At 52.5% G+C, this 18,256-nt stretch carries 16 protein-coding genes; 8 read left to right on the top strand and 8 right to left on the bottom strand.

The window, feature by feature from the left end:
* Window positions 1–105 precede the first annotated feature (105 nt).
* Window positions 106–1,818: a thiosulfohydrolase SoxB gene (gene soxB / locus UNDKW_RS18035; RefSeq protein ID WP_197893208.1), complete on the top strand. Its 1,713-nt coding sequence runs from the start codon at window positions 106–108 to the stop codon at window positions 1,816–1,818.
* Between the two features lie 70 nt (window positions 1,819–1,888).
* Window positions 1,889–2,296 carry a hypothetical protein gene (locus UNDKW_RS18030; protein WP_162059812.1) on the top strand — a complete coding sequence of 136 codons (408 nt, stop codon included), beginning with the start codon at window positions 1,889–1,891 and terminating at the stop codon, window positions 2,294–2,296.
* 114 nt (window positions 2,297–2,410) lie between these two features.
* Here UNDKW_RS18030 and UNDKW_RS18025 read toward each other — a convergent pair whose 3' ends face one another.
* The 6 genes from UNDKW_RS18025 to UNDKW_RS18000 all read right to left on the bottom strand — a co-directional run bounded on the left by UNDKW_RS18025 (window position 2,411) and on the right by UNDKW_RS18000 (window position 11,969).
* Window positions 2,411–3,763, bottom strand: a complete 1,353-nt coding sequence (locus tag UNDKW_RS18025) for an MFS transporter (RefSeq protein ID WP_162059811.1) — start codon at window positions 3,761–3,763, stop codon at window positions 2,411–2,413.
* On the bottom strand, window positions 3,760–4,764 hold the full coding sequence (locus UNDKW_RS18020; RefSeq protein WP_162059810.1) for a PfkB family carbohydrate kinase: 1,005 nt from the start codon (window positions 4,762–4,764) through the stop codon (window positions 3,760–3,762). The genes UNDKW_RS18025 and UNDKW_RS18020 overlap by 4 nt, the downstream gene beginning before the upstream one ends.
* A gap of 132 nt (window positions 4,765–4,896) precedes the next feature.
* A complete protein-coding gene (locus UNDKW_RS18015) occupies window positions 4,897–6,843 on the bottom strand; it encodes an alpha-amylase family glycosyl hydrolase (RefSeq protein WP_232063034.1) in 1,947 nt (648 codons plus the stop codon).
* Between the two features lie 264 nt (window positions 6,844–7,107).
* Complete coding sequence (locus UNDKW_RS18010; protein ID WP_162059809.1) at window positions 7,108–9,420, bottom strand: TonB-dependent siderophore receptor; 2,313 nt, start codon at window positions 9,418–9,420, stop codon at window positions 7,108–7,110.
* 675 nt (window positions 9,421–10,095) lie between these two features.
* Entirely contained in the window at window positions 10,096–11,154 is a 1,059-nt protein-coding gene (locus tag UNDKW_RS18005) for a LacI family DNA-binding transcriptional regulator (RefSeq protein WP_232063033.1), read from the bottom strand.
* 122 nt (window positions 11,155–11,276) lie between these two features.
* Window positions 11,277–11,969, bottom strand: coding sequence for a YafY family protein (locus UNDKW_RS18000; protein ID WP_162059808.1), 693 nt, complete (start codon window positions 11,967–11,969; stop codon window positions 11,277–11,279).
* A gap of 373 nt (window positions 11,970–12,342) precedes the next feature.
* Here UNDKW_RS18000 and UNDKW_RS30560 point away from each other — a divergent pair, with 373 nt between their 5' ends.
* The 4 genes from UNDKW_RS30560 (at window position 12,343) to UNDKW_RS17980 (ending at window position 13,650) form a co-directional block, all read left to right on the top strand.
* On the top strand, window positions 12,343–12,507 hold the full coding sequence (locus UNDKW_RS30560) for a hypothetical protein (RefSeq protein WP_232063032.1): 165 nt from the start codon (window positions 12,343–12,345) through the stop codon (window positions 12,505–12,507).
* 42 nt (window positions 12,508–12,549) lie between these two features.
* Window positions 12,550–12,732, top strand: coding sequence for a hypothetical protein (locus tag UNDKW_RS17990; protein WP_162059806.1), 183 nt, complete (start codon window positions 12,550–12,552; stop codon window positions 12,730–12,732).
* A gap of 116 nt (window positions 12,733–12,848) precedes the next feature.
* Window positions 12,849–13,346, top strand: a complete 498-nt coding sequence (locus tag UNDKW_RS17985; protein ID WP_162059805.1) for a hypothetical protein — start codon at window positions 12,849–12,851, stop codon at window positions 13,344–13,346.
* A 43-nt stretch (window positions 13,347–13,389) separates the two neighbouring features.
* Window positions 13,390–13,650 carry a hypothetical protein gene (locus UNDKW_RS17980; RefSeq protein WP_162059804.1) on the top strand — a complete coding sequence of 87 codons (261 nt, stop codon included), beginning with the start codon at window positions 13,390–13,392 and terminating at the stop codon, window positions 13,648–13,650.
* A gap of 6 nt (window positions 13,651–13,656) precedes the next feature.
* Here UNDKW_RS17980 and UNDKW_RS17975 read toward each other — a convergent pair whose 3' ends face one another.
* Window positions 13,657–14,970: an MFS transporter gene (locus tag UNDKW_RS17975; protein ID WP_162059803.1), complete on the bottom strand. Its 1,314-nt coding sequence runs from the start codon at window positions 14,968–14,970 to the stop codon at window positions 13,657–13,659.
* 368 nt (window positions 14,971–15,338) lie between these two features.
* On the opposite strand from UNDKW_RS17975, the gene UNDKW_RS17970 reads away from it, so the two are divergent.
* Together UNDKW_RS17970 and UNDKW_RS17965 are read left to right on the top strand one after the other, a co-directional pair.
* A complete protein-coding gene (locus UNDKW_RS17970; RefSeq protein ID WP_162059802.1) occupies window positions 15,339–15,743 on the top strand; it encodes a hypothetical protein in 405 nt (134 codons plus the stop codon).
* 141 nt (window positions 15,744–15,884) lie between these two features.
* Window positions 15,885–16,325 carry a hypothetical protein gene (locus tag UNDKW_RS17965; RefSeq protein WP_162059801.1) on the top strand — a complete coding sequence of 147 codons (441 nt, stop codon included), beginning with the start codon at window positions 15,885–15,887 and terminating at the stop codon, window positions 16,323–16,325.
* A gap of 49 nt (window positions 16,326–16,374) precedes the next feature.
* Here the strand turns inward: UNDKW_RS17965 and recQ are convergent, their stop codons facing one another.
* Complete coding sequence (gene recQ / locus UNDKW_RS17960; protein WP_162062004.1) at window positions 16,375–18,228, bottom strand: DNA helicase RecQ; 1,854 nt, start codon at window positions 18,226–18,228, stop codon at window positions 16,375–16,377.
* Between the last annotated feature and the right edge of the window lie 28 nt (window positions 18,229–18,256).

The raw sequence follows: 18,256 nt of genomic DNA, 5'->3' as shown, positions 1-18,256 counted from the left end.
CATCGGAACTGCCAAAGTCAAAAGCAACGACAACATCAAAATCAACAGCAACGTCAAAATCAACGACAAAGCAACACCAAAATCAGAAAGCAAATCACCATGGGCCTGAATCGTCGCGATTTTTTACAAGTAATGGCCATTGCCGCCGCAGGTGGCATGCAGATAGATGCGCAGGCTGCCATCGCTAATCCTGCTGCAGACAAGCTCTACGACTTGCCACGCTTTGGCAATGTGCACCTCATGCATTTCACCGATTGTCATGCGCAGTTGTTGCCGCTGTATTTTCGTGAGCCCAGTGTCAATCTGGGCATAGGTGCGGCATTTGGTAAAAGTCCGCATCTGGTGGGGGAACATTTGCTCAAGCAATTTGGCATCAAGCCCAATACACCTGAAGCCCATGCCTTTAGCTGCCTGAACTTTGAACAGGCGGCAGCAGCCTATGGCAAGGTCGGTGGCTTTGCGCATCTGACAACCTTGGTCAAGCGCATCAAGGGCAACCGGCCCGGTGCGCTCTTGCTCGATGGTGGTGACACCTGGCAAGGTTCGGCGACGGCCCTATGGACCAAGGGGCAGGACATGGTCGATGCCTGCCTGCAGATGGGTGTGAATGTCATGACGGCGCACTGGGAAATGACCCTCGGTGACAAGCGCGTCAAGCAGATTGTCGAGAATGACTTCAAGGGTAAGGTCGATTTTGTCGCGCAAAATATCCAGACTACCGATTTTGGTGATCCGGTCTTTGAAGCTTTTGTCATGAAAGAAATGAATGGCGTGCCAGTCGCCATCATCGGCCAGGCCTTCCCTTATACGCCCATTGCCAACCCGCGCTATCTGGTACCCGAATGGAGCTTTGGCATACAGGAAGAGAATATGCAAAAGACAGTCGATGCGGCTCGTGCCAAGGGTGCGAAGGTCGTCGTCGTCCTATCGCACAACGGCATGGATGTGGATCTCAAGATGGCCTCACGCGTGCGCGGCATCGATGCCATTCTGGGTGGGCATACCCACGACGGCATGCCTGCACCTGTCATCGTAGAAAACGGCGGCGGCAAAACCCTGGTGACCAATGCGGGTAGCAACAGCAAGTTTCTCGGCGTTCTTGATTTTGATGTGAAAGAAGGGCGCATTCAGGGCTTCCAGTACAAGCTGCTGCCAGTGTTTGCCAACTTCCTGCCTGCGGATGCCGACATGCAGTCACTGATACAAAAAATTCGTGCACCCTACAGCGCAAAACTGGCTGAAAAACTGGCGGTGACCGAGGGTGCGCTGTATCGCCGTGGCAATTTCAATGGCAGCTTTGACCAGTTGATTGTCGATGCCCTCATGGAAGTCAAGGATGCAGAAATCGCTTTCTCACCGGGCTTCCGCTGGGGTACATCTCTGCTGCCGAATAGCGCCATCACCATGGAACATGTGATGGACCAGACCGCCACGACTTATTCCTACACTACTGTCACAGAAATGACAGGCGCAGCCATCAAGACCGTACTGGAAGACGTTGCCGACAACCTGTTCAATCCTGATCCTTACTACCAGCAGGGCGGTGACATGGTGCGCGTTGGTGGTTTGAGTTATGCCATAGAACCAGCAGCCGCCATGGGCAAGCGCATACAGGACATGCGCCTGAACGGCCAGCCTCTGGCAGATGGCAAAGTCTATAAGGTGGCTGGCTGGGCACCAGTGGCTGAAGGTGCCAAAGGTGAGCCAGTCTGGGACGTGGTTGCGCAATGGCTGCGTACCCACAAAAAAATCACGCCGCGCAAACTGAATACACCACGTTTGATTGGCGTCGCTGGTAATCCTGGCATGTTGGGTTGATGAGGGTTTGCTAAGTTATAATGTAACGCTTTAAAATTAGTGAGGTATCGCAAGTCTGGTGCCTCAACCTATGATCACACGAAAATCTTTATCATATTGGTCGCTAAGGGCCAGTTTGACGGCGTTTGTCGCATGCCTGGCCCTCCCCGCATACACGACTGATTACTATGGAAAGACGTCGGTGCACTACGGGCTGGAAGCATTCTTGCTTGGCCCTGTAGGTTTGTTTGCTGGCCATTTTTCCTGGCTGGCCAATCTACTCTTGTGGCTCTCCTGGTTTAAGCATACGGACGAGACAAGAGGTCAGTCTGTGGTGTTCGCGGTTCTTTCCTTGGTCCTTGCCTGCTCTTTTCTTTTTGGAAAGTTGATCGCGGTCGGTAGTGCAGGCGAATTTCCATACCTTGCTGCAACTGGCTATTACGTATGGCTAGCAAGCATGGTAATGGCAGCAATTGCCGCATTTCAACTGAAAGAATAAAAGAGCCCCGAACAGATAGTTGTCCAGTTTAAGTTTAAGGCCGACTATAAAAATCACACCACGCAAATTGAATACGCCGCGTTTGATTGGCGTTGCTGGTAATCCTGGCCTGGTTTAAGTCTTGATGGTGGGTAGTGTTCTTTTTGGTAATTTGACGATACCCACCGCCAGCGCCGCACAAATCAGCAAGCCACCCGCCAGCCTGATCACGTTTTCAGGATTGCCACCCAGCCAGGCCTGGTAATACAGCGGCAGGGTGAAGATTTGTATGATCATGGGGATGACGATGAACATGTTGAAAATTCCCATATACACCCCCGTGCGCTCTGCCGGTATGCTGCCTGCCAGCATGATATAAGGATTGCCCATGATACTGGCCCAGGCCAGGCCCACGCCCAGCATGGGAATGAATAAGAGCGCTGGTGTATGTATGGCTGGTATGCTGACCATGCACAAGCCCGCCAGTGTCAGGCAAGTGGCATGGCTGATTTTTGGGCCAAAGCGACGGGTGAAAGGCACCAGCGCAAAGGCGGCAATGAAGGCGATGAAATTATAGAAAGCGCCTATCTGCCCATTCAATAATCCCGCTTCACGAAAACCGGCAGAACTGGGGTCACTGGTGCCAAATATGCTGCGGCCCAGTGACAGCATGATGTACTGCCAGTAGCAAAACATGGCATACCACTGGAATAGTTTGACCAGCGCCAGTTGGCGCATGGTGGGCGGCATTTCTTTTATTGCCAGGCCTATCTCGGCAAGAGTGGCGCGCCAGCCGGTGGCTTGTTGCCTGATTTGCGCCAGTTGCTCTGCAGTCAAAGGGATTTCTGGCGTCGTCTTCAAGGTCCACAAGATAGAGGCAATCGAAAATATCGCACCTATGATGAAAGCCGCAATGACAATATAGGGAATGTGATGGCTGTTAACGCTATTGCTGTTCATGCCTGCCACCACCAGGATCGATGGCGTCAGGTAGGCCAGGGTTTGCCCCAGACCAGTGAAAGCGCTTTGCGTCAGGAAGCCGACAGAATGCTGGCTGGCATCGAGCTTGTCGCTGACAAAGGCGCGGTAGGGCTCCATCGTCACATTATTGGCAGCATCAAGTATCCACAGCAAACCAGCAGCCATCCACAGTGTAGAGCTGAACGGCATGATCAATAAACCCAGGCTGCACAGCACGGCTCCAATCAGGAAGTAAGGCGTACGTCTGCCCCAGCGGCTGATGGTGCGGTCACTCATGGCACCAATCAGAGGTTGCACCAGCAGGCCTGTCACTGGCCCGGCCAGCCACAAATAGGGCAGGCTGGCTTCGTCAGCACCCAGGTAGGCATAGATGGGACTCATGCTGCTTTGCTGCAAGCCAAAACTGAACTGTATGCCAAAAAAGCCAAAGTTCATGTTGATGATTTGCCAGAATGACAGTCGGGGTTTGCCTGTCACCTGTTGCGGGCTGCTTGTGGCTGCATTCATGGGTTTGCTCCGCTGCTTGCAATGACTGGCAGGGTTTCTGCATTCCAGCGTTGTTGCCATTGTTCATAAAAGTCAGCATCGCTGGCAACTGCACCGCGTACACCGCAAATGCCTGCCGCAAATTGGTGGGCACGCTGCAGGCTGAGGTGCAAAGGCCATCCGCGCTGCATGCCAAGTATGAAGATGGCAGAGAAGGCATCACCGCCGCCTACGGTATCAACGACTTCAACTTTAACAGCTTCACTTGCACTGCGCAGGTACTGCCCAGCCTCATCCAGATAGGCATAACCGCGTTCACCCAGGGTGGTGATAATGGCTTGCAGCTTGAACAGGCTTATCAATGCTTTTGCATTGATCAGAATATCTGCATCATCCAGTGTGACCACGCTGTCTGCCTTGGGTTTATCCAGGTAAATCTCTGCCAGTATCTGCAATTCTTCTTCATTGACCTTGAGTATGTCGGCGAACTGCAATGACTGTTCTATGGTAGCCAGGCTATATTGCATGGCACGCAAATTCAAATCCAGGTATTTGAGCGCCAGTGTCTCTTTTAGCAAGGCATACAAGGCAGCGCGTGATACAGGGTTTCTTTGTGCCAGTGTGCCAAAGTAAAAGATGCCCTGGTCATGTTCAGGGCCACCCTGTAGCATGGCTGTTAAGGCTGCATGGCTTTCTATATTGTCATAGGCCTGGTCAGGCAAGATGTCGAACTTGTGACTGGCCTTGTCTGCGCTGTTGTCTTGTGTCACCTTGACGCGCCCTGTGGGGTAAAGCTGGTCAGTTTGCAAACCAGTCACTGGCAACTTGAACCGCTGCATGTCAGCAAGTATCAATTTCGCAGTGGCATCATTACCCACGCGAGAAATCATCAGGGGAGCACAATCAAAATAACCCAGGCTACGCGCCACATTGAAAGGCGCACCGCCAACGACAGGCTGATCAGGGAAATCATCAATCAGGGTTTCGCCAAAGATGATGATGGGTTTGCTTTGCAGTGACATGGGTTTCTTTTCTGTTAGCGGGCTTTAGTTGCGGTTTAATTGCAAGTTTCAAATCCTTGATACCATTCATAAATCCCTCCCTTTCAAGGGGAGGGCAGGGTGGGGATGGGTTTCGGCTAATCAAACTAGCACTTAAATTGTAAGCCCCTGTTTCCTTACCAACCACAATTGAGAATATGCTTGTAATGTCACGGTAAGATCAACATCAAGCTTGCTCAACTGATCAACCCAGCCTTGCCCAGGAATATCATGGTCCGTCAGCAGTTCCGCCATATCCAGGCTGATACTGTGCTCTGAAAAATTCCCTAAAAATAGCAAAGGATCATCCACGCTGCCGCGCAAAAAAGCCAGCACGGCAGGATTGTTTGCTTTCAACAGTTGTCGTGCTTCCTGCGCAGCAAGTTGCGGCAATTGCCTACGCTGCTGCAACAAGTGACAAAGCGCATTGAATACCGTACCCGCTTCATGCGAACCGGAATGGCGCTGGGCATATAATTCTTCATCCCAGACTGGCCTGTGCAACCAGCGGCTGTCTGCAGCCTGTGCGGGTACCTGCCTGTATGCGTCATCATTTGTCTGTGCCAGCTCATCGCCCATATAAATCAGCGGCATGCCGCCAAAGCAAAAACTCAGCCCATACAAGAGTAGCAGACGTTGCCTGGACAGATGTTTTTCTGTTGCTGTGTGTGCGCTGGAAAAACCGGTTAACGCTGCCGCCATGCCTACCGTGCCATGCACCGCTGCCGGGTCATTGGCCTGGAAACTGGCGCCGCGCGCATAGCTGCCCTCGCCACTATAGAAGCGGGATACCCTGGCCAGCCTTTGCTGTACATCTTCTGCTTCCAGACTTGCTTCTGGCCGCAGCACATTCCAGCCTATGTCGTCATGGCAGCGGACATAAGTCAGCCAACTGCTTTGCTCTGGCTGCGCTGGCGTGCCTGCAAATACATGGCGCATCAGGCTGGTGTCTTGTTCTGCCAGCGCGACCCAGGAGGCTGCCATCAGGCTGCTGTGGTAGGCGAGGTGGCATTCGTGCTTTGAATTTGCACCGTCGTTGTTGCCAAGGTAGGCAGGCAATTCTGCCGTCTCAACAATGGCTTCTGCCTTCAGCAAAACACCTGGGGCAGCAATTTCTACCAGACTGCGCAAGGCTTGCAAAATCTGGTGGGCTTCTGGCTGGTTCATGCATTTTGTGCCAGCGCGCTTCCACAAGAAGGCGGTGGAATCGAGACGAAAAGCTTCTACCCCACGGTTAGCGAGGCGCAACAAGGCTGCAGCCATGTCGGCAAAGACGTTTGGATTGCTGTAATTCAGATCCCATTGATAAGGGTAGAAGGTGGTCCATACCCATTCCTGCAATTCAGGTGCAAAGCTGAAATTGCCGGGAGCAACTTGCGGGAAGACCTGACCCAGGTTTCTTTCGTAATTGTCTGGTTCTGTGCGATCAGGATAGTGATAAAAATAATCGCGGTAGTGCGGGTCACCTTGCTTTGCCGCGATAGCCCAGGGGTGATCGTCTGCCACGTGGTTGAGGATAAAGTCAGAACACAGGCTGATACCCGCTGCACGCAGGGCAGTGCTGAGTTCTTCCAGGTCTGCCATGTTGCCAAGACGCGGTTCTATTGCATCAAAATCGGCTACGGCAAAACCGCCATCATTTTCACCAGCGCGGGCTTTTAAAAAGGGTAGCAGGTGCAGGTAAGTTACACCCAGTTCCTGCAAATGCGGTATGCGTTGTTGCACGCCGCGCAAGTCACCGGCAAAGCGGTCAGCATAGCAGCAATAGCCAAGCATGTTTTCTTTGGTGAACCAGTTTTTGTCGGTGCTTCTGGCATCATCCAGAAGTTGCAGGGGCAGGGGGCGTGCTGCGATGGCCTCGCCTGCGACTTGCAAGAGTTCTGTCAGCCATGTGGCATACGCTTGTTCATTGCTGAATTTAGTGCCATACAGTGTCTGTAGCGTTTGGTATAAATCGGGAAGATGCTTTGCCAGCCTGGCCTCTATGCGCGCGTGCATGCCCGGTGCCAGCTTGCTGAGCAGGGTTGTGAGGAAAGGTGTTGTGTTCGTTGCGGCAGACATGGTGCAGGTAGTGCCTTAGAAAAACGGGTCATTAAAAATGGCTCCCCCACATGTTGGGGGTGTAGGGGAGCCTAAAGTGCTACCAGGGACTTTTGCCGGAAGCGTGGAGGGGACTACTGCGCGACGTGATTTTGAGTTGGCGATGCTCATCGTACTTAAAGTACGACTGCGCTTCTCAACCCAAACTGACGCCGCTCGCTACGCCCCCTCCACGCTTCCTACGCACGGGGGGGCGCGGAAGTTCGCTACGCTCCACCCTTGCTCTTAAAAACTATACTTAAGTGACGCTTTAATACTGCGTCCATTGATGGATCTTGCTGCGTGTCCGTCGCCTTCTACTTCGGTGTAGCCTATGTTGTTTGTCAGGTTGTTGACGCTCAGGGATACCTGGACTTTGTCGTTGATGTTGTAGTTGATGAAGGCGTTCAGGACGTGGAAGGCGGGCAGGATCAGGGTGTTGGCGTCGTCACCGTAAGATTTGCCCGTGCCTATCAGGCTGGCACCGAAGACGGCTTCACCCATGGTATAGGTGGGGGCAATCTGGTAGGTGTAGCTGGCCTGGCGGCGTGGGGTTTTGCCGACCACTGACTTGTCATTGGCTGCCGTGATGCTGGCATTGGTGTAAGTCAGGCCGCCAGTAACGCGGAAGGCATCGTAGCGATAGCTGGCTTCGATTTCCACACCCTTGGCATCGTAGCTGTTGGCGGTGAATTTTTGTGTCGTTGCTTCAAAATTCGATTCTTCTGTCTTGGCCTGAAACAGGGTCACAAAGCTGCTGAAGCTGCCTGCTTTCCATTTCACACCTGCCTCGGTCTGCTTGACGATATTGGTACTGATCGGTGTGCTGCCATCGAGTGGGTTGCCAAACATGATGCGGTCGGCATTGAAGGCGATGCCTTCGCTGACGCGGGCAAATACGGCGATGTCTTTGGTGACACGGTAATTGGCACCGAAAGAGTAAGAAGTATGGTTCACGCCATAGTTGATGAATTTGGTATTGGCCGCACGATAGCTTTGATTGACTGCCTGAATAAACGTGCCGCTGGCATCCTGCTTGTCATAGCGCAGGCTACCATCCAGGTTCCAGTTGCCGCTTTCCCAACCGAGGTTGGCATACATGGCATTGGTCTTGTATTGTGCATCGATATTGCGGTTGCAGCAGCCGCCAAATACATCTGTACCTTGTGCCAGCAAACCGGGTGTGCCAGCAATCGTGCCATTTGAATTCAATAGCGCTGGTTTGTCACCGCTGGCCTGCATCAGGTATTGATTGAAGTTCCAGGTCACGCCCAGGTTTTGCAGGGATGAATACCAGCCCACCGTGGTGGCGAACTTGCCACCGGATGTCTCAAATACTTTGGACAATTTCATGTCATTGACGGTACTGCCCAGGTCATCAATCGAAGTATTGAACACGGTCGCCGTAAATGCAGCGCCTGTATATGCCTTGCCTGCATTGGGGCCGGTAGCATAAGTCATGTTCGTCGCTGCGGCACCGGTCACGCCTGCATCCGCCGGGAAAATGGAAATAAAGCGGCCTGTGTTATTCGACTTGCGGAATTTTTCATCCAGGGTCCAGCCACCGCCCAGCTTCAAGGATGCTTCTGCACCAAAGGCATTGTTGACGACATGCAGGCCATCATTCACATTCGTCGCGATCTTGTTATTGTTTTTATCGAGGACTATATCGCGGGTCCAGTAGGGGGAATAAAAACTGGCGGTGCGCGGGTCTATGCCGGGCAGTTCAGAGATATTTCCATTCACCGTCCTGACTGGCACTGGCATATTCATCGGCGTTTTGTCATCCAGATGCTTGAAACTCAGGCGCAGGTAACCATTGTCCAGTTCATGCGTGATATTGGCACGCAGTTGGCCGCCTTCTTCCGCTGTCATGCCAGCAGGGCGTGAACTGTCGCCACTACGGTAATAACCAGCGATAAAGGCGCGGGTCTTGTCAGACAGGGCAGCGCCATAGTCAAAATCAAAGCGGGTCTGGCTAAAATCCACACCTTTGGTGATGCCTATGCTGCCGCCTTTTTCCTTCCCAGTCTTGCTGATGAAGTTGATGATGCCGCCTGGCGAATTGGTGGCCATGGTTGATGCCGTGCCACCGCGTACTACTTCCAGATGCGAAAGGCTGCCATCGGCGCGCAAATACATGTCAGGTGTGACGAAGGCGATGTCACCAAATTGCAGCAGCGGCAAGCCATCTTCCTGGAACTGTACATAACGCGCACCGCCAGCAGAAATAGGTACGCCGCGCACTGTCAGGTTGGCATTACCTTCGCCACCTGAGGATTCTGCCCGCACACCAGGGATGGAGCGCAAGATTTCTGCCGCATTGGTCGGCGCGGACTGGGCGATCTGGTCAGCATCGATAGTACTGATGGACACACTGGCCTTCATTTTGGAAGTGCCTATAGGGGTACCCGTCACGATGACTGAATTCAGGTTCAGTGAGTTTTTATCTTTATCCTGTGCCGCTGTGTTGTCTTGTGCCCAAGCACCGTTCATGTGCAGTAAGGCCAGGGAAATGACGCTGGCCATGCGCGTCATTTTGATGTGTGATGATTTCATTGCTGTCTCCGCTGTCATCATTTTTATAAAGCCGCACAGAACAGGTCTGTGCATGCATGTCTCTTACCTTGTTGCCTGAGCACAGGCATCACGCCGGTAGCGGTGATGCCGTGTCAGTCACAAAAGACCTCCAACAATTTTCGCCGCGCTCTTTGGACGTTCAGGCTGTTGACATTGCAATCAGCCGTCGTACTCTATGACGCTTTTTTTTTGCGATCCCTGGTTTGCCAAGGCAAACGCTGTTGAAGATCTTTTGTAGTGCAGGTGTAGAGAATTATCTGGTAAACCGGATTTTATTGCAATCGATTGCAAAGGTGCGGTGCAATAAAGTGGTGCAACATTTCTTTTGGGTAAATTTCAGACATGCACGAAGATGAGGAGGGGAGATATTGACGCAAAGGATTGCGTACTATGAAATCTGGCCGGCAATCTCTCGTATTTTTATCTTCTGAGGCGTAAAAAAAATGGCCGTCATCGCATGTATTTTGCAAGCAACAGAAAGACTGGGTAGGCTTATATATGCTGCGATGCACAATGAAAATCAGGAGGAGGTCTTTGAGTTTTCTGTAGGAATACTTCGAATTTTTGAAATATATTGCAATCGGTTGCATAGATTGTCAGTAATGCAAATAATCCATGGTTTTCCCGTCCCGCAGGACGTGTCTGACGTTGCAGTCAAATACTGCTCGCCCTGATCATCAATTCGGTAGGCAATAACTGCGCCTCGCTATTCCCATCTTCTATCAGGGATAACAAGGCATCGACCAGCGCCAGGCCTGCCTGTGCCATGGGCTGACGCACGGTCGTCAAGGGCGGGTGAAAGTAGCGCGCCAGTTCTATGTCGTCATAGCCAACCACGGCCACGTCATCCGGCACACGGTAATTTTTCTCGCGCAGGCTGTTGATACTGGTCATGGCCAGCAAATCACTGCAGGCAAACAGGGCATCGAAACTGATTTTCCGGCTGCACAGTTCTGCCACTGCCAGCTTGCCGCCTTCTTCTATGAATGAGGCGGGCACGACCAGTTTTTCATCAAGGGCAATGCCATGCTGCGCCAGCGCCTTGCAATACCCCTCGTAGCGTTGCGCCACTTCAGGCAATTGCGTGTCCCCAAAAAAGGCAATGCGCTTGTGCCCGCTTTGCAGCAGGTGCTCAGTGGCTTTTTGCCCGCCAGTGACATTGTCGCTACCGACGGTCACGTACAATTGCTGCGGCAATTGCGCGCCCCATACCACGATGGGCACATGGCGCGCCGCCAACTGGTTCAACTGGTCATGGTGACGCCACTGGCCTATCAGGATCACGCCCAGCACCCGGCCAGTATCAAAAATCTGCGCGGCATTATCGAGATGTTCTGCATCTACGCGTGACAACAACATGTCAAAACCACGGTCTGTCAATGCATCGGCGAGACTGCCCAAGATACCGAGGAAAAAAGGGTCAGACAAATGCTGACGGGTTTCAGAATCAAAGGGTACGACCACGGCAATCGTGCGTGTCTGCTTGAGGCGCAAATTACGGGCATCGATATTGATGGAATATTTGAGCGAGCGTGCCAGTTCGGCAATGCGCTGACGGGTTTCATCATTGACCAGCGTGCTGCCACTCAGGGCGCGTGACACCGTCGAGGTCGAAACACCTGCCAGCCTGGCGATATCAGCCATCTGCAAACGGCGCTGTTCTTTGCTGGCGGACTTGATTGTGTCTGTTGTAAGGTCCGTCTTGGCTTTCATCTTCTTGTTCTTAATTTGGGTGTATGTACTGAGCTCTTCTCAAGCCCATTATAAAACCGAAATCAGCATTAGCGGCAAATATGCAGTTTAGCGTGGAACCTGCTTTGCACAGCCCGGCTGTTTTAGCGCTCGGCCCTGATCCCCTGTTGCTCACGCCATTCCTTCAACAAGGCCTGGCGCGAGCGCGGGTAGGTTTGATCTGCCACCTGCAAGGCCTGTATGCGGTCAGTGCGGAAGTGCCTGAAGTCATTGCGTAATTCGCACCAGGCAACGATGATGCGCAGATTATCAAAGAAAGACAGAGCGCAGGGCCAGATGATGCGTTCGCTGGCCTTGCCGGTTTCATCCTGGTATTCAAGTACCAGTTTGTGCTGTTTGCGTATTGCCAGGCGTATCTCGCGCAACTGCTCATCGTTGCCAGCGTTCTTGCTGCTGGGGCCTATCAGCAAACCGCAGGTCTCTAGTTCCAGCCTGGCTTCTGCTGGCAAGACTGAGGCAATTTTTGCCAGTGCATCACGCGCAGCCAATGCCAGTTTATGGTCCGCCTGTTGCGCCACCCATTTTGAGCCAAGGGCAATGGCGGCGATTTCTTCTTCAGTGAACATCAAGGGTGGCAGGGTAAAGCCCGGCTGCAAGACATAGCCTACGCCAGCTTCACCGGCAATTTTTGCTCCCTGGTTTTGCAGGGTGGCGATATCGCGGTACAGGCTGCGCAGACTGATACCCAGTTCCTGTGACAAGGCAGCACCGCTGACGGGATAACGATGCCTGCGCAGGATTTGCATCAACTGTAGCAAGCGCTCAGCACGTGACATGTGGATACTCACTTGGGTTTACAGGCATGGCAATTTTCCCCTTTGATCATTTGTGCGATTTTACCCTGTGCTTTTGTTGACGGCATGACAAAGACGTCAGCGTAGTCTTACGCGACTTTCATCCTGGTCTGATGTTGTTCCTTGCGATGGGTGACTACCATACAGCTCAGGGATGCAGGACCTGCAAGTCAAATGATAAAAAAAAGGAGTGAGCATGCCGCACACTATCTGGAGCGCAAAAAGATTGCGTCAGTTCGGGAAGTTAAAAGAAAAGGTGAATAAAAGTGTCCACCAGCAAAGTTTCACTACAGAAATTGCTTCTGACTCCGTTAACAAGAACAGACAGGACTTAACAAGTGCAAGGCTTGAGAAAGTGGCAAGAAGACGTAGCGGGCCGGGTTCTCACAGTGGCCCTTTGGGCCGCAGTTATGCGCAATTGTATGAAGAAGCACGCAGGAGAAATATCCGTGGACGTTCTGGCATGAACAAGGCAGAACTTGAACAGGCTCTGGATGCAGGCAAGCGTGGCGGGCGGTAGTACAGGCAAAAAAGATATAAATATTTTGCATGAGGCTGGATCATGATCATCATCGCTATTAACAAGGCGCCCGCTCAACAATGGCTGCTCGTTGCCTTGAGAACCGCAAAAGCCGCGGCAGAAGCCAATGAGGTTGAATGGGAATATGCCCACATCAGGATAAATATGCCGCATGGGCGTTCGTTTTCGAAATTGCCAGGGCATCTGAACCTGGTTGCGGACTAAGCAATCGACAGGCTGAGCAAGTTTAACAAGGGGAAGATCATGCGCATTTCACAGCTTGTTTTGTATGGTGTATTGCTCATGACCGTAATGAATTCCATTTTTGCCAAGAGATGATCATGAGCGCTCATTACCTGGTTCTCGTCACATGCAGTCTGTTGATGTATGCGCAATATAGCTGCGCCAGTGAAAGCAATTCTGTCGCCAGCGCTGATGCTGCCGAACCGCCCCCGGGTTTGGCAACACCCCAGGCCGTGAACGTGGCACAAGAGCCGGGTGAGCCAGGTGCGAGGGCAGATACCAGCACACAGGCAGATTTGAACGGGCCACCTGTCCCGGCTGTTAGCAAAGCGCAGCTTGCGGGTCGGCCTGAAAAAACGCAGTCTGCCAACGGGCCTGATTTGTATACGCGCGTGACTAAAGAATATTATTCGCAGTCTGCCAACCCCGCTCCCAGACAGGAAAAGCAGGGCGCTTTGTCACGCTTCGGTCTGGGCTATTCACAAAGCGGGAATGATCATCTGTGGCTGGAATACCGTTTCAATGAAAAAGCCGCAATACGCCTGCGCGGTGCAGCGCACCGGGGTGTCAGATTGATGGCAGTGGTTGAGTATTGAAACGAGTATTGAAAGACAGCAGGATCAGCTTTCAGGAGAAAACATGAGCAGCAGGGTAGAGACCAGGATAGAACGAACACCGACCATGCATTACAAAAATTACGATATTTTTGTCATCGCATTTCCACGTAAAGACGGACATTGGTTTGCCAGCGGTGAAGTACAGAAGTTTGGCGCGCAGGGACTGGAAATCGCCCAACAATTTAGCGGGCCATTCAAGGCCAAAAGTGAAACCGACGCTAAACTTGCCGTCATCCGCGATGCCAAAATGAAGATAGATGCGATACTCGCTTCACTCGAATAAGTTCAGTCATTTTTCCATTATCCGCGCCGCCAGCGCAAAGCACGGGATAGCCAGTAGCCAAGGTGTCATTGCCAGCATGACGGCCTTACTGATGGGGGCACTGAAGGCTGCTGCTTTGAAGGCATCAGCGAGCACGCCAACAGCAAGGTTGCCAAGCGAAGTGCCAAACAGTGTCATGCAGAGGATCATGAAGGCCGTCATCGTCGAACTCAGGTGTGTAGGTGCCAGGTCCTGCAGACTGGCAAACACCGGGCCATAGCCTATGGTAATCATCATGCTGCCGATGAACATACATGTATAAAATGCAGGGCTGCCAGCATCCACAAGGCGATACAGATAAGCTACAGGCAAGCCAAGCAGGTAAATCAATACCAGAAACCACAAACGCCCGGCTTTGCGGCGCGCCTGCATTTTGTCGGCAAGATAACCACCGGTCAGAGAACCCAGCACACCTCCGGCAATAAACATCATGCCTGCCAGTTTCTGTGCATGCTGAGCCTGCATACCCCGTTCCTGCACCAGCCATAACTGATCAAGCACAAAAGCACCCTGGGCAAAAATCATCAGCACGCCACCGAGTATCAGCAGGCACAGCGCAGGTGAAGCGCGCAGTGCCTGCCTGACTTCAGTAAATACCGCCAGCAAGGGGCGCTGACTGGTGTTCTCTATAATGGCCTGCATTTTATGTTCGTCGCGTGGCTCACGCAGCATGAACAGAAAAACCGTCAGCACGACTCCCAGTCCACCCAGCACAAAAAAACAATTGCGCCAGCCTATGGCAGCACCCAGGGTACCAGCGATCAGGAAAGCTGCGCCTATGCCTATCGGTGCCCCCAGATAATAAAAGCCAGCCGCAAATGCGCGCTGCTGTGCCTTGAAGCGTTCGCCCAATAAGCCCAGGGCCGCAGGTGTCAGTGCAGCCTCGCCTACACCGGTGAACATACGCACCAATGCCAGTTGTGTAAAGTTCCCGGCAAAGCCGGTGGCGGCAGTCAGGGCACTCCAGCCAAAGATGCCTGCTGCAATCAGGCGCGGCCTGTGCACCCGGTCCGCCAGTGCACCCATGAACAATCCGACCACGGTATAAAAAGTGGTGAAGACAAAACCCGTCAGGAGAGTGAATTCCAGATTGCTTAAATGCAGGTCCCTGATCATATCTATCGCAAAACCCTGTATCAGAAAGCGGTCAGCAAAATTCAGGATATTGAGCAGGGTCAGGAACACCAATACCACCATCGCTCTGGTGTCAGTGAGAGCGGGTTTGCTTGTCATGAAGGCACTTTTCGTAGGCTTGGTTGGCAGTGTAATGGGCTTAGTCACGACAGTTCCTTCATTTGGTTGTTTGACCAATATTTGATGGTAGTCGTGTTTGAATTGGCTTGCAAGCTTATTTTGGTTAAATAACCAAAAATGTGAATGGCAGAAATTTGTTAAATTTACATTTACAGGCATCAAGAAAATGCGTGGACAAGCGACAGTCTCGCAGCAGCGAATAGCGGCGTGCAATAGCGCGTCTGCTTGGAAATGTATGGATTATAGATATCAGACGTGGTAGTTTCGATTTGATCTGACAGCAGGACCTTGCATTCTGCGAGATATGACCGGCTCCCGCTATTGCGCCACGACAGGATCTGGACTGGCTGAATTTTGATATGATCCTTAACCAATATTGATCGTTCATCAAATCCATGTCAAACATACTGCTGGAAGGCTACACCACCGACGAAATCCTGAACCTTCCTGCTGAACTGATGCAATCCATCATACTCAGTGACGAAGCTCTGGTCTTCAAGGCCGGCTCAGCCAACATGCTGGGCCGCTTTTGCGTGTCTGGCGACACCCTCATTCTGGAACTGGCGCACGTCGATGGCGGCGGCGAAGGTGCCTTACCCGCCCTGGCATCACTGGCCAATCGCTATGCACAACGCGAAGGTTTGCAGTTTCTGGAATGGCGGGTGCACGCCGTACATTGCGCCAGGCCCAACCTGAAATTACGCCGTGTACTGGAAAGACGCGGCTTTGTCATTCGTGAATTGACAGATGTGGGGGAGTGTTTTTGGTTGAGGAGTGCAGTCAATGCCTGTCCCACGTAGTGGTCATTAGCAACGAGTAATCGCCCGCTGGGCTGGAAATGTACGGATATCATCAGGAGCGGTGAACTGCTCGCAATCACTTACCAGGAATGTGGTCTAAGTTCGCCTCAAGGTGATCGAGCCAAAATGAACATAAAAAACATGAGTACACAAGTCGTTCTTCAATATCAATATCTCTGGGACGGCTCTCAACCTGGTTGGGAATTGATCTATGTTTATCAAGCATATGTCGATCTATCGCTAAAATTTGACCTCACTGGGCCATCAAACTTGGAAATGATGGCGGTAAGGCGTACCGTGCATGAATTTAGTTCTCTTCCACTTGCCCAGGTCATTGCCCGTCTGCGCGGAAGCCAGACTTACTCCCTTGGGAGATTCGAGTCAAGACAGGCAAGAATTATTACCGCAAATTGTCGGAAAGAAGGTTTGATCGTGCTGGAGAAAGTAACCGACACTTCCAGGCACTTGTTTGCAAACAATCAAAACAAATCCACGCTAGTGATTGACGATGCAGAGCTGGCAAAGCAAGTTCACGATACAGCGTTGTTGCATGGTATTCGTGTGAGGAGGGTTGAGACTTAGACGACAGCCTCGCAAGAGCGAATAGCTGCGTCCAAAAGCGCGACTGGTATCAAGCGCGCAACTCTTCTATCAACTCAATAATCTCTTTACCATAGCTCTCCAGCTTCTTGTCGCCGACACCAGAGATAGCCCGCAAAGCGGGCAGGGTGGTGGGTTGCTGGCGGGCGATTTCGCGCAGGGTGGCGTCGGGGAAGATGACGTAGGCGGGCACATTGTGAGTGCGTGCGGTTTCTACGCGCCACCAGCGCAGCTTGTCAAAGACGGTTTGTGCGGCGCTGTCGAGGTCAGACTCTGCAAAGTCCTTAGCGGACTGGCGTTTGTGTTTGACGGCTTTTTCAGCTTTTTTGTACTGGCGCAGCTGCACCTTGATCTCACCGCGTAGTACGGCGCGGGATGCTTCTGTCAGTTTTAGCGAGCTATAGTTTTCATAATCGACTGCAACCAGGCCAAGGGCGATTAATTGGCGTAACAAGGCACGCCATTCAGCCTCGCTCTTGTCCGAGCCTATGCCGTAAGTCGATAATTTTTCATGCCGCCATTGCTGCACACGTTCGGTATCTATGCCGCGCAGGATGTCGATGACATGGCCAGCGGCAAAACGCTGATCTACACGGTAAATGGTGGACAAGATTTTTTGCGCAGCCACACTGCCATCAAATGAGCTGGGCGGGCTGATGCAGGTATCGCAATTGCCGCAGGGCTGGGCGGCCTGGCCGAAATATTCCAGTATGTGGGTGCGGCGACAATTCAGGGTTTCGCACAGGGCCAGCATGGCATCAAGCTTGACGCTTTGCACGCGCTTGTAAGTCTCATTGGCTTCTGACTCGTCGATCATGCGGCGCTGTTGCACTACATCCTGCAAACCATAGGCCATCCAGGCATTGGCGCTGGCACCATCGCGTCCAGCACGGCCAGTTTCCTGGTAATAGCCTTCTATGCTTTTTGGTAAATCCAGATGGGCGACAAAGCGCACGTCGGGTTTGTCTATGCCCATGCCAAAGGCAATGGTGGCACACATGACGATACCATCTTCGCGCAGGAAGCGCGCCTGGTTGCGGCTACGGTCAGCCAGCTCCATCCCGGCATGATAGGGCAGGGAGGTGATGCCGTTTTCATTCAGGAACTCAGATGTTTCTTCGACTTTTTTGCGGGACAGGCAATACACGATGCCCGCATCACCACTATGCTGGGCCGTGATGAAGTCCAGCAATTGCTTGCGGCCATTGGCTTTTTCTACGATCTGGTAGCGGATATTTGGGCGGTCAAAAGACGACACGAACTGCATCGCGTTTTCCAGTTGCAACCTGTGGATGATTTCATCGCGGGTTTGCTGGTCAGCGGTGGCCGTCAGGGCAATGCGCGGTACGTTAGGGAAACGCTCATGCAAGGCCGACAGCTTGATGTATTCAGGACGGAAATCATGGCCCCATTGCGAGACGCAGTGGGCCTCATCAATCGCAAACAGGGCAATGTTGACGACTTGCAGCAACTCAAGGCAGCGCTGGGTCAGCAGGCGTTCCGGTGCGATATACACCAGGTCGATATCGCCTTCGCGCATCTTTTTTTCTACAGCCAGGATTTCATCAAAGCTCTGGGTAGAGTTCAAAAAGGCAGCACGTACACCTACCTCGGCCAGGGCATCGACCTGGTCTTGCATGAGGGCGATCAGGGGTGAAACGACGATGCCTACGCCACTGCGCAGCAGAGCCGGTATCTGATAGCACAGAGATTTACCGCCGCCCGTGGGCATCAGCACCAGGGCATCGCCGCCATTGACGACATGCTCGACGATTTGCCCTTGCTGGGAGCGGAAAGCCGGGTAGCCAAAGACAGTCTGCAATACGTGCAGAGCCTGGTCTACCGTATTGCTGCCGGTATTTGTATGCGTATAGCCAGCCGTCACTGCTGTCGTCACTGCTGTTGTCACTGCG

Source organism: Undibacterium sp. KW1 (assembly GCF_009937955.1).
Classification (GTDB): Bacteria; Pseudomonadota; Gammaproteobacteria; order Burkholderiales; family Burkholderiaceae_D; genus Undibacterium.
Note: the sequence above shows the minus strand (reverse complement) of the source record. Positions and strands in the feature narration are given on the sequence as shown.

What these genes read in the sequence shown, in the direction of transcription:
- UNDKW_RS18010 (WP_162059809.1), bottom strand. Translation starts at nt 9,420, where the DNA reads ATGAAATCATCACACATCAAAATGACGCGCATGGCCAGCGTCATTTCC.
- UNDKW_RS17980 (WP_162059804.1), top strand. Translation starts at nt 13,390, where the DNA reads ATGAGCAGCAGGGTAGAGACCAGGATAGAACGAACACCGACCATGCAT.
- UNDKW_RS17985 (WP_162059805.1), top strand. Translation starts at nt 12,849, where the DNA reads ATGAGCGCTCATTACCTGGTTCTCGTCACATGCAGTCTGTTGATGTAT.
- UNDKW_RS18025 (WP_162059811.1), bottom strand. Translation starts at nt 3,763, where the DNA reads ATGAATGCAGCCACAAGCAGCCCGCAACAGGTGACAGGCAAACCCCGA.
- UNDKW_RS18005 (WP_232063033.1), bottom strand. Translation starts at nt 11,154, where the DNA reads ATGAAAGCCAAGACGGACCTTACAACAGACACAATCAAGTCCGCCAGC.
- UNDKW_RS17970 (WP_162059802.1), top strand. Translation starts at nt 15,339, where the DNA reads ATGTCAAACATACTGCTGGAAGGCTACACCACCGACGAAATCCTGAAC.
- UNDKW_RS18030 (WP_162059812.1), top strand. Translation starts at nt 1,889, where the DNA reads ATGATCACACGAAAATCTTTATCATATTGGTCGCTAAGGGCCAGTTTG.
- UNDKW_RS18015 (WP_232063034.1), bottom strand. Translation starts at nt 6,843, where the DNA reads ATGTCTGCCGCAACGAACACAACACCTTTCCTCACAACCCTGCTCAGC.
- UNDKW_RS18000 (WP_162059808.1), bottom strand. Translation starts at nt 11,969, where the DNA reads ATGTCACGTGCTGAGCGCTTGCTACAGTTGATGCAAATCCTGCGCAGG.
- UNDKW_RS17990 (WP_162059806.1), top strand. Translation starts at nt 12,550, where the DNA reads ATGATCATCATCGCTATTAACAAGGCGCCCGCTCAACAATGGCTGCTC.
- UNDKW_RS17965 (WP_162059801.1), top strand. Translation starts at nt 15,885, where the DNA reads ATGAGTACACAAGTCGTTCTTCAATATCAATATCTCTGGGACGGCTCT.
- UNDKW_RS18020 (WP_162059810.1), bottom strand. Translation starts at nt 4,764, where the DNA reads ATGTCACTGCAAAGCAAACCCATCATCATCTTTGGCGAAACCCTGATT.